The 14,916-nt window shown below is 47.4% G+C and carries 10 protein-coding genes; 2 read left to right on the top strand and 8 right to left on the bottom strand.

What is annotated here, in order from left to right; genetic code table 11:
* Both MOZ60_RS08875 and MOZ60_RS08870 read right to left on the bottom strand, forming a co-directional pair.
* On the bottom strand, positions 1–5,650 hold a 5,650-nt coding region (locus MOZ60_RS08875; RefSeq protein ID WP_370596409.1), incomplete at its 3' end, for a SpaA isopeptide-forming pilin-related protein.
* On the bottom strand, positions 5,637–6,152 hold the full coding sequence (locus tag MOZ60_RS08870) for a hypothetical protein (RefSeq protein ID WP_277634619.1): 516 nt from the start codon (positions 6,150–6,152) through the stop codon (positions 5,637–5,639). The genes MOZ60_RS08870 and MOZ60_RS08875, both read right to left, overlap by 14 nt.
* Before the next feature lie 304 nt (positions 6,153–6,456).
* Here MOZ60_RS08870 and MOZ60_RS08865 point away from each other — a divergent pair, with 304 nt between their 5' ends.
* Both MOZ60_RS08865 and MOZ60_RS08860 read left to right on the top strand, forming a co-directional pair.
* Positions 6,457–7,620 carry a GGDEF domain-containing protein gene (locus tag MOZ60_RS08865; RefSeq protein WP_370596408.1) on the top strand — a complete coding sequence of 388 codons (1,164 nt, stop codon included), beginning with the start codon at positions 6,457–6,459 and terminating at the stop codon, positions 7,618–7,620.
* A 109-nt stretch (positions 7,621–7,729) separates the two neighbouring features.
* The gene (locus MOZ60_RS08860) at positions 7,730–8,992 is read left to right on the top strand and encodes a diaminopimelate decarboxylase (protein ID WP_370596407.1); all 1,263 of its coding nucleotides are present in this window, start codon (positions 7,730–7,732) and stop codon (positions 8,990–8,992) included.
* Positions 8,993–8,996: 4 nt separating this feature from the next.
* On the opposite strand, the gene MOZ60_RS08855 is transcribed toward MOZ60_RS08860, so the two are convergent.
* Genes MOZ60_RS08855 through dapA form a run of 6 tightly spaced genes read right to left on the bottom strand, consistent with a single transcriptional unit; the run spans position 8,997 to position 14,900 of the window.
* The gene (locus MOZ60_RS08855; protein WP_370596406.1) at positions 8,997–10,298 is read right to left on the bottom strand and encodes an aspartate kinase; all 1,302 of its coding nucleotides are present in this window, start codon (positions 10,296–10,298) and stop codon (positions 8,997–8,999) included.
* Positions 10,295–11,443 carry a M20 metallopeptidase family protein gene (locus MOZ60_RS08850; RefSeq protein ID WP_370596405.1) on the bottom strand — a complete coding sequence of 383 codons (1,149 nt, stop codon included), beginning with the start codon at positions 11,441–11,443 and terminating at the stop codon, positions 10,295–10,297. Before MOZ60_RS08850 ends, MOZ60_RS08855 begins: the two co-directional genes overlap by 4 nt.
* Entirely contained in the window at positions 11,436–12,590 is a 1,155-nt protein-coding gene (locus tag MOZ60_RS08845; protein ID WP_370596404.1) for a pyridoxal phosphate-dependent aminotransferase, read from the bottom strand. The genes MOZ60_RS08850 and MOZ60_RS08845 overlap by 8 nt, the downstream gene beginning before the upstream one ends.
* A complete protein-coding gene (gene dapD, locus MOZ60_RS08840) occupies positions 12,587–13,279 on the bottom strand; it encodes a 2,3,4,5-tetrahydropyridine-2,6-dicarboxylate N-acetyltransferase (RefSeq protein WP_108774106.1) in 693 nt (230 codons plus the stop codon). Before dapD ends, MOZ60_RS08845 begins: the two co-directional genes overlap by 4 nt.
* On the bottom strand, positions 13,276–14,016 hold the full coding sequence (gene dapB / locus MOZ60_RS08835; protein WP_370596403.1) for a 4-hydroxy-tetrahydrodipicolinate reductase: 741 nt from the start codon (positions 14,014–14,016) through the stop codon (positions 13,276–13,278). The genes dapD and dapB overlap by 4 nt, the downstream gene beginning before the upstream one ends.
* Positions 14,013–14,900: a 4-hydroxy-tetrahydrodipicolinate synthase gene (dapA, locus tag MOZ60_RS08830; RefSeq protein ID WP_370596402.1), complete on the bottom strand. Its 888-nt coding sequence runs from the start codon at positions 14,898–14,900 to the stop codon at positions 14,013–14,015. The genes dapB and dapA overlap by 4 nt, the downstream gene beginning before the upstream one ends.
* Positions 14,901–14,916 lie beyond the last annotated feature (16 nt).

Below are 14,916 nucleotides of genomic sequence, written 5' to 3'. Positions count from 1 at the left end.
AGAGTATTATCCGCAAGATAACAAAAGACTCTGAGGTTTTTTCCTTTCTAACTGGTGACATTATAAAAAGCAGATCAGTGACAATCAATCTGATCTGCGAATGGTCATTTCGTGAGAGGCGTAACATACCGGAGAATGTCTTCGTGACTGTATAGTGATAAGAATTGAGTTTGTATTCATTGCTGAAAGCAACAACATTCTTTTCCTTATCAGTGCCAATTCTCAGAGCAGCAGAATCACGTTCTACATCATTTGCCTTTGCAGTAACGTCAAATCCTGTTACTTCATAGTTCTCTTCTGTGAAGGTAACTTCTGTTCCATAGTCAGCTTTGCCTGTCCATGTATAAGCACCATCAACCACCTTTGCATCACCAATCTTGTATACATGACCAAGAGAATCGGTGATCTGGAAATCCTCCGGCAGTGCTTCTATACCTGTGAAACTCTTTGTGACTGTGAAGTAATAGCTGTTAACCGGATTGGTAACAGTCAGAACCTTGCTGTCCTTGTCAAAGTTCTGATCGGACTTATTCCTGATCAGCCAGTTGTAGATCCTGTGGAAGAAGTCCTCATCAGATTCTTTTCTCAGACTGACAACGCCATCATCCTCACTGACCTCAATTGTCCAATCGCCAGCACCTGTGTAACCTGTAGGCGCATCTTCATGGAGTGTGAAACTGAACCTGGCATTTGCATCTTTACCAAAGTCAAACTTATTGAAGTTTACAGTCAGATCATCTTTACCATCTGATGTTCCAGACCAGACAACCTTGTTATTGCTGTCTCTCAGTGTGAATGTTGCACCTGCCAGCAGCTTGCCATCCTGATCAATCTTGTGGATTGTGAAGACAGGCTTTGTAACATCATCTTCTTCGGAATACTTCTTTTCATATGTATTGACGAAAGCAACTTTGTTATCATCGCCTGCTGTCAGTTCGATGCCAGTGCCTGGATAGCCATTGATAGCTGCAGAGACCTGGTAGCCGGATACATCATATCCAGTCTCAGTAAGTTTCAGTTCCGTTCCAAAAGTAACATTCTTTGTCCACTGGTAAGTAAAGTCATCGAGCTTCGTTACGCCTTCGCTATTCAGCGTCAGATCTTCATCTAATCCCTTGATTGCAAAGCCTGCAGGAATTTCTTCTGCACTCAGACCGTTGAACTGCTTTGTGACAGTGACTTTACGTGTCTGTGCTGTGTAGATATTGCTGAAAGTAATGACGTTATCCTTTTCCTCCGATGTAACTTTCAGGGTCCCGGAAGCACCGCTCTTACTATTACTCTTACTATTAACGGTGTTATTCAGATCATAGCCATAGACTTCCATGCCGCTTTCTGTAAGCGTGAATTCAGTACCATAATCCGCAGTGCCAGTCCAGGTGTAGGTTTTGCTATTCTTTGTGACATCTTTCTTTGCAGTGTACTTCTTGCCATTCTGATCAGTAATCGCAAATGTATCAGGAAGGTCAGCAACGCCGCTGAATGTCTTGACGATCTTGTACTTGTACTGATTGATCGTATTAACTACTGTCAGTGTAGAGGTTGCTGCATCATAGGAAGCAGATGACTGATTGCCAACGATCCAGTGATAGATCTTCTGGAATAAGTTGTTAGCAGAATCATATTTGATCTGTGGATCGCCGTCTTTCAGATTAACAGTAAATGTATATGTCTCATCGGAAGCTGTATAACCCGTCGGAGCTTCTGTCTCTTTCAGTGTAAACTGATAAGATGTCTTATTTGCAGAGAATGTATACTTGGAGAAATCTACTGTAACTTTGCCTTCTGTATCTGTCACATCATGCCAGACTTTCTTACCATCTGGTCCATACAGAGTAAATTTTGCCTGAGCAAGAGCTTTGCCTTTGTTATCTTTCTTAAGAATATTCAGAGTAGGAAGTTCATTCACATCCTCACCTGTATTCTTCTGATAAACGTTCGTAAAGGAGACTCTGTTGCTTTCATTGGATGCTATAACTGGGATTGATTTTGTTGTTGCATCATTGTTTGTACGTGTGAAGCCCTTGATCTGATAGTTGGCTTCGCTTACAGTCACAGTTTTCTTATACGGAGCCTCAAATGTCCAAGTGAATGGATTATTTGCTGTGCCATCTCCTCCTATAGCATCAGAAATCTTCTTGGCAGTAGTAACACCATCCACGCTTGCCTGCATTTCAAAATTGCTGCGATCTGCATCACTGTCAAGACCTTCAAACACCTTGGTAACTGTTACATTGTAGGTTTGAGGTGTGTAAGTATTTGTGATTTCAGCTGTATTGCCAGAGGCCTGCATGTGGATCGCAGCTGTGCCATTGCTGCTGGCAGTCAAGCTATAGCCAGTAACATTTGCATTTGATTCCTCGAATGACAGATCAACACCATAATTTGCGTAATCAGTCCATGTGTATGTCAGACCATTATCACTTGGTGTTGAATCCTTTAGTACGTATGTCTTGCCATTACCTTCAATCTGGAAATTCTGCGGGATTTCATCCTTTGTGATACCAACAAATTTCTTGACCAAAGTGAATTCGAAGCTCTTAGGCACGTAATGGTTTGTGAATTCAACGACATTGCTGCCGGAGCCAATTTTGATCTTCTTCTGTGTTTCTGTACCATCGGCAATCTGATAATTGTCAGTCTCATAACCACTCTCAGTGATTGTCAGAGTGCTGTTATAAGCTGCATTTGTGTACCAGACATATGGATCTTCAGCTGTCCCAGATCCAGGATTGTTTTCAACAGTAAATACCTCATTACTTCCTTCGATCGTGATTTGGAAGCTGGAAGGCAGACTCTCAATGCCATCGAAACTCTTCTTGATGGTTAATGGATATGTCTGTGTTCCATAGTTATTCGCGAATGCAATTGTTGCATTGCCATCTTCCAGAGAGATCACCGGAGAAGTTGTATCGCCCTTGGTGTTATTGACAGAAGATACTGTGCCAGTATAGCTGTATGCAGCGTTGCTGCCATTCGTTGTATCTGTCAGATTCTCAATGACTCTGTACTGACTTCTTGGATCCAGCTGTCTGAATGTATAGGAACCATTCTGGAAGCTGCTGTAGGAAATGGTATACAGATCTTTCCATGTACCACCATTGTCTTTGGATTCCTGCAGAGTGAATGCTGCATTCTGGAAAGCATCCATATTGATGGAACCGGAAACATCCTGTCCATTCATGAGGAACTGTTTTGTTATGGTCAGATCCTTGGTGTGCTGTGTTGCATTGTTTGTAACGGTTACAGCAACATGTCCTGCACTTGGTACGGTGATTGTATCCTTATTGTCAGTGATTTTATTGTTATTGGAATCATATCTTTGATACGAAACATTATAGATTGTATTCGCATCGACAATCTCATTTACCTTGACAGTACTACCATGCCCCACTCCACTGAACACGGCTGTCTGTCCTGCTTTCAGATCGAACTGTCCATTCCCATCTGTAGACAGTGTAGTATTCGGCTTATCAGTCAGTGTGTAAGCTCTATTTGCTGCGATTCTGCCATCAATCATCAGCTGCATCTTGTAGGTTTCATTAGCAGCCTGGGTCGCATCAAGCCCTTCCACCTTTTTGGATACAGTAACTGATCCAGCTGGTACCGGCGGAATGTTGACCTTCATCTTCAGATTGGAAGCACCTCCGCCACGTTCCATGTAGAAAATGTCAATCTTATGGGAAGTACCTGCTGCAAATGTATCGCCAGACCAGGTTGTTGAGCCAAGCTGTCCAGCTAATTCATACTGATTCTTAATTGTGGTAGAAGATCCCGAATCCTTCTTAGTTTTATTACTGATATTTGTGAAGGTTACCGTTCCAGTACGGAAATTGATTTTTCCACTTTGTGCATCATGATTTCCACCTAGATCAAGCACCAATACTCCATCAATGTAGACAAGCATGTCATCATCGCCAGTGAACTCATAAACCATATCGTCACCGCCGTTTACCTGGCCATTAACTGGCTGGTAGAATTCTGCGCTAGCATGCATACCAAAGCCAAAATCAACTGATTCATTCACCGCGTACAGATTTTCATTATATCGCGGAGCACCTATAGAAAGTGCATTGCCCTGATCGTCATAAAGATTATGATTGATCACTCTGTTGAGATTCAGGCTATTGTATGGCAAGAAATTTCCTCTTTTGTAGAAAAAATCCGAATCGCCGCTTGGAGAGCCAAGCTGATTGGACACTAGGAAATTTCCATTGCTTTGCAATGACGCAAATGTATCTGCACTGTTGTAGTAGAAATAGCCGGTAGAATTATAGTAATCCTGATAGAACAAATGATTTGCTTTTGTAGATGAAGCAAACGGGCTGCTCAACGAGATACTGGAACCTGCAAAGTATGGGTATCCATTAGAATCAAGTAATCTTCCGTACAATCCTTGTGTAAGGGTGCCATTCGGTTTATATGGGCCATAGTCAGAATAATGCCAATACGGGACCATATTAACCATTTCAATATAGAACCCTAATTTTTCACTGTCTACGGTATTGACAGTAGACAGAGTAGTAAAACTAGGTGTCTTCTCATAAACGACATAGACATCCCGATCATCCAGATCATATGCACGGTAGCCGCCATATGTTATATAAGCCCAATATGCATCTTGCCAATAATTGTAGTATGTCAGTGTCGAGTTAATACGTGTACCATTATAAGAGCCAACAAATACCTTTGGATTCTGATAGCCATCAATGGTTTTATATGTGCTCAGATCAATACCGGAAAAATTGCTTGTCAAGCTGACTGCATCCGCAATTTCCGTACCGTATGTATCTGTGAAGTAGATATTGTTTGTTGCTGCATCTTCATTTCTTGCATACGATACGGCATAAACAGAGAAACTGTCTGCTGTGAAGTCTGCTTCTACATTGTTATCTGCCGTACGGATGTAGCCATCAGTATTCTGATCATTGTCAGCTACCTTTTCCAGTGTGAGTGTTCCGTCATCTTCTTCCTTGAGGTGAGTAACCTGCAGAGATGACTGGTCAATATCTTCATTGGCAGCATCCTTTATGACGACAGAAATGGAAACCTGGCCGTTTGGCTCGACTTCCTGATTGCTGCTGTTTTCAAATCTGATATCAAGGGCGAGCATACCATCCTGGCTGCTGCCGTTCTGGTCCATTGTTTCCTGGACCTTCTTATAATCTTCTGTATCTTCTTCAAGCACATTGACCACAAGTGTGACCGGCTCATTGAAGGCGCCTTCTGCTGTTTCGGCATGCACTTTGATGTTATCCGTTTCAGCGTCGAAGGATGTCGGTGAGACATATGCTTCTTCCTGTGTTTCCGCCGGTTGGGCTGTGGCAGCCTGCGGTGCTTCTGCAGGTGTGCTTTCTGTCTGTACATCTGCTTCCTGTACAGCCGGTGTTTCATCTGGCTGTACAGTTGGCTCTGCTGTTTCTAATGCCACTGGTGTGGCAACTGGTTCTGAAGCGGCCGGTGTTGCCTCAGCTTCTGCTGTTGGCTCAGCTTCAGGCGATGATGCTGGCATTTCCTCATCAATCACTTCTGCAGGATCGATACTGCCTTCATCCGCCAATACCGCATTCTGCTGAATCATGGTAGTGAACATGACGGTGAATGACAGCAGAAATGACAGGAATCCTTTCATCCATTTACTGATTTTCATGTTGTCCTCCCTGGTTGAATCCGTTTTGAATCTCTTGGGCTCTGGCAATGAGATTTGCTGCATTTCCACTGCTCATTGCTTTGGCCGGAACCATGCTGCCGTCTGGCAGGCTCATCAGCAGGATACCCTCCCTGCTGGTTTTAACAGAGGCAATGCATGATGCATTGGCCTGTGTTGCAAACAGCCGCCAGAAACTGCCGGATGAATCTGTCATCTGTGCTTCCTGGTACATGCTGTACCGGACAGACACATCCGTTTCCATGGGATCGAAGGAAATCATCACTGCTCTGTATCCGTTCATCAGAATCAGGGCATGGCTCTGGCGTTCATCCTGTCCAATCCATGCGTCCTGAATTTCATCTTCCTGCACCGCCGCAGACTGTTCCTCACTAGTAGATGGAACCTGCGGCGTTTGTGAAGCATGCAGGTCAGCGCGCACCGCAAGAAAGAGAATTGCGGCCAGCACGCCGTAGACAATAATGATTGATAACTTACGGATCATGAGTGAGATTTCTTCTCCTGTTATCATGATAGGGAAAGGCAGGTCTTTACAACAGTGCCGAAAAGACATGAAATTGGTACCATTTCCGTTGTTGACAAAAAGATATTATTACACGGGTATGTAATTTCTTTGAGTATCATTTTGAATAATTCACAATGACTGAGTTGTAATAATATGTATGCAGAAGATACTCATCTGTTAAAAAGTAACCCCATGCTATAATCAAGCCAGCAAGAGAAAGAGAACAGATCAGGTGCGTAATTGTCTACCTGTTTTCTTCTTTTCTGATACCTTACATAACACTATGGAAAACTTTCTGATTACATATTTTGCAGAAATCCATCTACTGTGCCTTGGCATGCTGCTGTTAATGGCAGTGCATACCGATCATTCCGGCAAGATGCTGACAGCCCAGCTGTACAGCCGCATTCTGCTTTCGATTGCCACAGCCGGCGTGCTCTATGTTCTGCTGATCATGCTCGTTCATACCAGTACCGCCAGTGATTTCATCCTTCTGCTGCTGCATTCCGGCTATGTCATGCTTTGTGCGCTGAGTGTATACTGGTGGGTTTATTACATGGAAAGCAAGCGGCACAGCCCGATTGTGTACAACCGGAAGGCCTGCTGGCTGTGTGCAATCCCAGTGATTCTGCTAGGTATACTGCTGTGTATCAATCTGAAATATCCACTGCTGTTTGCCTGGAAAAACCAGGTGCTTGTTTCTAACAAAGGTGCTTATCTGATTGGTGCAGTTGTGATCTTCTATTCCATATGGGAAGCCATCCGCTACATCCATTGGCTGAAAAAGACCAGTGACCGCGGCTATCAGGATCTTTATGCCATCCCTGCCCAGCTGTTGTTTCTTGGCATCCCTTTTTCAGCAGTACTGATCCAGACCATGCTGCGTCAGGTGCCTGTTTGTGTACCGATCATGACGCTGGCATTGCTGCAGGAGTATATGAATGAAACGGAGAGCAGAATCTCCGCAGATCCTCTGACGGGTCTGAACAACCGGCTGGTGCTGATGAACCGCATGCATTCGGTGCTCGTGCATCATGAGCCTGATGATATGACGCTTGTGATTGTTGATGTCGACCACTTCAAGAGCATCAATGATACCTATGGTCATGCCATTGGTGATGCAGCCCTGTGCCAATGTGCCGATGCTTTGCGTGCTGTATGCCACGGTTCCTATCGGAGGGCACTGATCAGCCGCTATGGCGGTGATGAGTTCATTCTGCTGCTGCCGCTGGGAAGGCATGATGATTTTGAAAAGCTGAAGGAAACGATTCAACAGGAAATGGCGCATCAAAGTGATCTGCATCATACGCCGTATACTCTGCAGGTCAGTATTGGTGCAGCAAGGCTTTCTGATGAAATCCATACTGAAAAGCAGTGGATCGAAGCTGCGGATGCACAGATGTATGCGGAAAAGGCAGTGCATCATCAGAAAGACAGCAAAAGATAGATGATAAAGGATGGAAGAATCTCAGGTCATACTGCCTCAGATTCTTCCATCTTTGTTGCATATTGGCTTTCATCTGTGGTAAACATGGTGACAAAAAGGAGATTTGTCCATGAAGAAACCGTTTGTTTCGGATGAGAAGATCCGTGAGATTGCAAGTCAGTATCCTACGCCCTTTTATTTATATGATGAACAGGGTATCCGGAATACAGACGCGCTGGTCAAGCAGGCCTTTGCCTGGAATCCGGGATACCGGGAATACTTTGCCGTCAAGGCAACACCAAACCCGTATATTCTGAAAATCATGCAGGATCTTGGCAATGGGCTGGACTGTTCTTCCTACACGGAATTGCTCATGGCAAAGCGGCTTGGTTTTTCAGGCCATGACATCATGTTTTCCTCCAATGACACCCCTGCCCAGGACTTTGCGCTTGCCAAAGAGATGAATGTTCTGGTGAATTTTGATGATATCGGTCATATTGCTTTCTTCGAGAAACGTGCAGGTTCTCTGCCAGAGACCGTGTGCTGCCGGTACAACCAGGGCGGTGTGTTCACGCTTGGCAAAAGCAAGGAAGGCTTCCAGGTCATGGATACACCAGGCGAGTCCAAGTTTGGCATGACGCGTGAACAGATTTTCTCTTCTTTTCAGATTCTGCAGAAAAAAGGCGTGAAGCATTTCGGCCTGCATGCTTTCCTTGCTTCCAATACATTATCGAATGACTATTATCCTTCCCTTGCCAGAATCATTTTCCAACTGGCCGTCGATCTGCACAGGCAGTTAGGTGTGCATATTGCCTTTGTCAATCTGTCCGGCGGTGTTGGTATCCCCTACCGGCCTGAAGACAAAGAAAATGATATTCTTGCCATTGGTGCAGGTGTGAAAAAGGCCTATGAAGAAATACTTGTGCCCGCAGGCATGAAGGATGTGGCCATCTTTACCGAAATGGGGCGTTACATGACCGGTCCCCATGGGTGTCTGGTGACCCGTGTGCTGCACAAGAAGAAAACATACCGGGAATATCTTGGCGTGGATGCCAATTCATGCAATCTGATGCGGCCTGCCATGTATGGCGCCTACCACCACATCACGGTTGTGGGCAAGGAAAATGAACCCTGCACACATGTCTATGACGTCACGGGCAATCTGTGCGAGAACAATGACAAGCTGGCTGTGCAGAGAAAACTGCCGGAGACTGATGTTGGAGATCTCTTGATTATTCATGATACCGGTGCCCATGGTTTTTCGATGGGCTACAACTACAATGGCAGGCTGCGCAGCGCCGAACTGCTGTTAAAAAAAGACGGATCTGTCATTGAGATCCGCCGTGCAGAAACACCTGAGGATTACTTTGCCACCCTTCGCTGGCCGAAGTAATTGTTTATTTTGCCACCAAACCTTGATGAATGACCCTGATCGTCTTTTCAAAGTCTTCTTCATTGACGCCGATGATCACATTCATTTCACTGAACCCAACATCAATCATGCGGACATTGATGCCTGCCTCTGCCACCAGGCCAAACAGCCTTGCGGCAAAGCCGACATGCCGGATGATGCCTTCGCCAACCACAGCAATCAGGGCAATGCCATCTTCAATGAAGAGATTGTCTGGTGACAGCTGTGCCTGCAGATCTGCCAGCAGTGCTTTGCGGCAGTCTTTCAGATCTGCCGTTGGTACCAGAATGGACATCGTGTCAATTGATGTCGGGTTATGTTCAAAGGAAACACCATGTTCTGCCAGGATTGACAGAGCTTTGGCACCAAAACCAATCTGTGTATTCATCATGGCTTTCTCGATCTGGATGTTCGAGAAGCCTTTTTTACCGGCAATGCCAGTAATCGGCTGATGGGCTTCTGTCCGCTGTTTCGTCTCTGAGACAATCCATGTTCCCTGTACGTTTGGATGGTTGGTATTGCGCAGGTTAATAGGAATGCCGGCATTGCGGCATGGAAAGACAGCTTCTTCCTGCAGCATGCCTGCACCCATATAGGAAAGCTCACGCAGTTCCTGATAGGAAATCGTATTGATGGGCTTTGCCTCTGGCACAAGATGGGGATCGGCTGTCAGAATGCCATCCACATCCGTCCAGTTCTCATAGGCATCTGCCTGTACGGCTCTGGCAGCCAGGGCACCGCTGACATCTGATCCACCCCGTGGAAAGACAGCAATATTTCCCGCTTCATCACTGCCGTAGAAGCCCGGGATCACACCATTGGCATGGGCGAGCATCTCCTTCTTCATGAAACGGTATGTCAGCGGCTCAATCAGATGATGATTCTCGTCAAAGAAGATCATGTCCGCAGCTTCCAGAAACGGCCAGTTCATGTAGGCCGCAAAGATCTTTGCATTCAGGTATTCACCCCGGCTGACAAGCCAGGCGGTGCTGCCGGTATCCAGCTGATTCTGGATCACTTCAAACTCATGATCCAGATCGAAGGTGATGCCGGCATCACGGATGATGTCGGCGTACCGCTGCTGGATCTTTGCCAGAATGGAGGCAGTGTGGCGGTCTTTGTCCAGCTGATAGAGAAGATCTGTGACTTTCTGATCGCCATCAAACCGTTTGCCGGGAGCAGAGACAATCACATATCTTCTTTCCGGATTGGCAAGCAGAATGTCCTTTACTTTTTTCAGCTGGCTTCCCGAGCAGCAGGAAGTGCCGCCGAATTTACATACAATCATTGTTTCTGTTCCTTTCCATACGCTTCCACAATGGCAGCGTGCATCATTGCCCCGATGGCAAGACAATTTTCATCCGGGCAGAACAGCGGACTGTGCAGTCCCGGTCCGATGCCGGTGCCAAAATGATAGAAGGAGCCCGGTCTTTCTAGCAGATAATAGCCAAAGTCTTCCGTTGTCATGACCGCTTCTTCCTGGATGCAGTGCTCTTTGCCAAGCAGTGTCTCAGCAGTCTTTTGAACAAGCTGTGTTTCTTTGAGACTGTTAACCACGCCGGGATATCCTTCATGCATATGAATCTCTGCCTGTACGGATAATGCACTGGCGATATTCTGGATCTTCTGCTGTGCTTCCTGCATGAGCTGTTTTCTTTTTGCCGTGCTGCAGACACGGATGATGCCGGCAAAAGACGTGGAGGAAGGAATGACATTGCGCACATTGCCGCCATGCAGGCTGCCAATGGTGACGACCTGGCGGTTTTCTCCTTCGCCTTGTGTCATCTCCTTGAGCGCACAGCACATTCTGGCAGCCGCATACAGGCTGTCCGTGCCCTTTTCCGGCTGGGCACCATGGCATCCCTGTCCATTGACGGTGACATCAAAGGTAGCCGCAGCGGCATAAAAGCCGCCTGGTTTATAACCGATTGTGCCTGCCGGAAGCGTTGGATCACAATGCAGTCCAAACACCGCAGATACACCATCCAGTACACCTGCCTGGATCATCCTTTGTGCACCGCCGTCACCCTCTTCATCCGGCTGAAACACAAAGCGCACAGAGCCTGTATACCAGTCTTCATGTTTCTTCAGGATAGCCAGTGCACCAAGCAGAGCTGCCATATGCAGATCATGGCCGCAGGCATGCATGATGCCCTCATGACATGAGGCATAGGGAAGCTGTGTTTCTTCCTTGATGGGCAGTGCATCAATGTCTGCACGCAGCAGTACACATGGCTTGCCGGCGCCAATGGTGCCAGTGATGCCGGTACCGCAGATTCTTGTGTGAGGAATGTCCAGATCATCCAGAATACGTTCGATTCTTTGATCCGTTTCCTGTTCGTGATTGCCAAGTTCCGGATGGGCATGGAACTGCCGGCGCAGATCGATCATCATTGGCAGCAGGTCTTCTGCTTCTTTCTTCCAGTCATGCATGTGTATTCTCCCGCAATTGTGTTACAAACAGCTTCATGCGGCGCATGGCTTCCTGAAGCTTTTCTTCATTGACGCAGCTGGACAGACGGATACTGCCAGGCATGCCAAAGGCACTGCCCGGCACGGCTGCAACGCCTGCCTTTTGAATCATTTCTTTGCAGAAAGTTTCATCATCCATGCCGAATTCACGGATACATGGAAAGACGTAAAAGGCTCCCTGAGGTTCTGGTACCGGCAGCTGCATATCGAGCAGTGACTTGTATAGAAACATACTTCTTCTGTGATATGCTTCCTTCATTTGGGCAGGATCATAGTCCAGTGCCGTCATACAAGCCTTCTGGAACAGGGATGGCGGGCAGCTGATGGCATAGATATGCACTTTCATGAACGCATTGATGAAGTCCTCACTGGCACAGACATACCCCATCCGCCAGCCGGTCATGGCATAGGGCTTGGAGAAGCTCTGTACAAGGATGCACTGATCCAGAATGTCAGGATATGACAATAAGCAAGGCACTTCGTCAAGGAAACTGAGCTGCTCATAGACAGCATCGATCAAGGCATACATGGGATGCGTCTTCATCACATCATGCACTGCCTGGATGCTTTCTGCATTCAGGATGGTGCCGGTTGGATTGTTGGGTGAGTTGAGGATGATTGCTTTTGTTTTGTCACTGATGACGTTTTCAAGCATTTCTTTGTGCATCTGGAAATCTGCTGTGGACAGATCCAGAAAGACTGGCACTGCCCCGCACAGATGGACCAGATTGACATAGGCTGGATAGGCAGGCAGTGGAATGATGACTTCATCACCAGGGTTCAGAATTGTATACAAAGAGGAAAACAGGGCTTCGGAGGCACCGATGGTGATGCATACATTTTCCTTTGTATATCTGGTATGGCGGCGGCCGTTTTCAAAAGATGCCGCTTTTGCACGAAGTTCATCACTGCCGGCATTGGGACAGTAGTGTGTCTCCTTGTTTTGCAGTGAATGAATCACTGCATCACAAATGGGTTCTGGTGTATCAAAGTCCGGTTCTCCAATGGTCAGTGAGATACAGCCCGGTGTCTGTTTTGCCAGGGTATTGAAGGCACGGATGCGGCTGGTGCCGACATCATGGAGTCTCGCATTGAAGGTCAGGCTCATAGATTGCGCAGGCTTTCCTGCAGTGCAGTGGCACTGTCTGTTTTGGCATCGCGCATCTTGACGATCTTTGCCGGGCAGCCTGCCACAACGGCATTGGCCGGTACATCATCAATCACAACCGCACCAGCTGCTACAACCGCATTTTCTCCGACTTCCACACCTTCAATGACAACTGCATTGGCACCAACCAGCACATGGTCATGGATGGTAACCGGCTTGGCACTGGCTGGTTCAATCACCCCTGCCAGTACGGCGCCGGCTCCAATATGGCACTGTCTGCCAACAATGGCTCTGCCCCCGACTACGGCATTCATATCGATCATGGTGCCAGACCCGATAACAGCCCCGATATTGATGACTGCCCCCATCATGATGACCGCATTTTCACCGATTTCCACATGATCACGGATCAATGCCCCCGGTTCAATCCGGGCATGCAGATCTCTGACCTGCAGTAATGGCACCGCGGAATTCCGGCGGTCTTCCAGCACTTCCAGAGAAAGGATATTGTCTTTGTTCGCTTCCAGGATTGGTTTCAGCTCTTCCCAGTCGCCAAAAACTACCTTGTCTGTATCGCCATATACTCTGGCATTGCCATAATCGATCGGATTTTTCTCTTTCACAAAGAGCTGCACCGGTGTTTTCTTCTTCGCTTCTGATATGAAGCGGATCACTTCTTCTGTATTCATCCTGCTAACATCTCCTTCATCGTATACAGGCCGGCATTTTGTGAAACCAGGAATCTGGCAGCCTGCAGGGCGCCTTTGGCAAACAGACGGCGGTCATAGGCATGATGGCATAACACAAGTTCTTCTTCTCCATTGCGGATATGCACTTCATGGGTGCCGGTTTCATTGCCAATCCGCAGACTGTGAATGCCGATCTCATGGGGATCGCGCTTTCCATTTTCATGCCTGCCGATGTTGTACCAGGCATCCGGTCGTACTTCTTTGACGGCATCCGCCAGCATCAAAGCAGTGCCGGATGGTACATCCTGCTTGTCATGGTGGTGAATCTCCACGATTTCTACATCCGCATCCGGAAACATCTTTACGGCATCACGGACCATATTGGCTAACAATGCGATCCCAACACTTGTATTGCCAGTAAAGAAGATGGAAATCTGCCTGGCTGCATCCACAATCATTGCTTTTTCGCTTGCCGTATGGCCGGTTGTGGCAATTACTGCCGGTACGTGATGGGCAATGCACCAGGGCAGAAAATCCTGTACAGTGGAATGATGGGAAAAGTCAATCACAACATCGCCAGTTTCTTTCATGCCGGCAAAGCTGGCATATTGATGCGCGCTGACATCATCCGGATAGCTTCGTGATACGGCTGCCACAAGTTCTTCCCCTTCCTGGGCAAGCTGCTGTATGAGAATCTGTCCCATCCTGCCAGCTGCACCGCTGACAATCATTCTCATAACAGGCCCACCTCCTGCATTCTTGCTCTCAGCTGGGCTTCGTGTTCTGTCTCCATTGTTACAAGCGGCAGGCGCAGGGTATTGGTGCCATAGCCCATCAGTGCCATAGCAGCCTTGACGGGGATCGGATTGGTCTCGCAGAACAGGGCATGGATGAGCGGCAGATACTGCAGCTGCATCTTTCTTGCCTGTTCGATATTGCCTTCCAGATAGGCATGCACCATAGCAGAAGTTTCCTTTGGCAGCAGGTTGGACAGGACAGAAATGACGCCCTGGCCGCCCAGGCTCAGGATCGGGATGATCTGGTCATCATTGCCGGAGTAGATCGTGAAGCCTTCTGTAACGGAGGCAGCGATATCTGCAATGGCTGAGATATTGCCGGAAGCTTCCTTGATGGCATCAATGTGCGGATAGCTGGAAAGCTCTGCGACGGTTGCAGGGGCAAGAGAAATACCGGTGCGGCTTGGCACATTGTAGAGAATCAATGGCTTTGTGGAGGCATCGGCGATGGTCTTGTACATCCTGATGAGGCCCCGCTGGGTTGTCTTGTTGTAGTAAGGCGTCACCACCAGGCAGGCATCATAGCCAATCTGGCAGGCATACTTTGTCAGATCGCAGGCATAGGCGGTGTCATTGGAACCTGTACCGGCAATCATCGGAACTCTGCCTCTTGCCTGATTTACCGCAAACTGGAGTACTTCTCTGTGTTCTTCATCAGAAAGCGTGGAGCCTTCACCGCTTGTACCGGCAATTAACAGTGCATCAATCCCCTGTTCAATCTGCCAGTCAATCAGTCTGCCCATAGCTTCATAGTCGACACTTCCGTCTTCCCTCATCGGGGTGATCATGGCGGTGGCTGCACCGCGGAATACTGTTTCTTTCATGCGTGATATCCTCCTT

The sequence above is a fragment of the Grylomicrobium aquisgranense genome (genome assembly GCF_033971865.1).
Classification (GTDB): Bacteria; Bacillota_I; Bacilli_A; order Erysipelotrichales; family Erysipelotrichaceae; genus Bulleidia; species Bulleidia massiliensis.
This window is presented reverse-complemented; position numbering and strand designations above follow the sequence as displayed.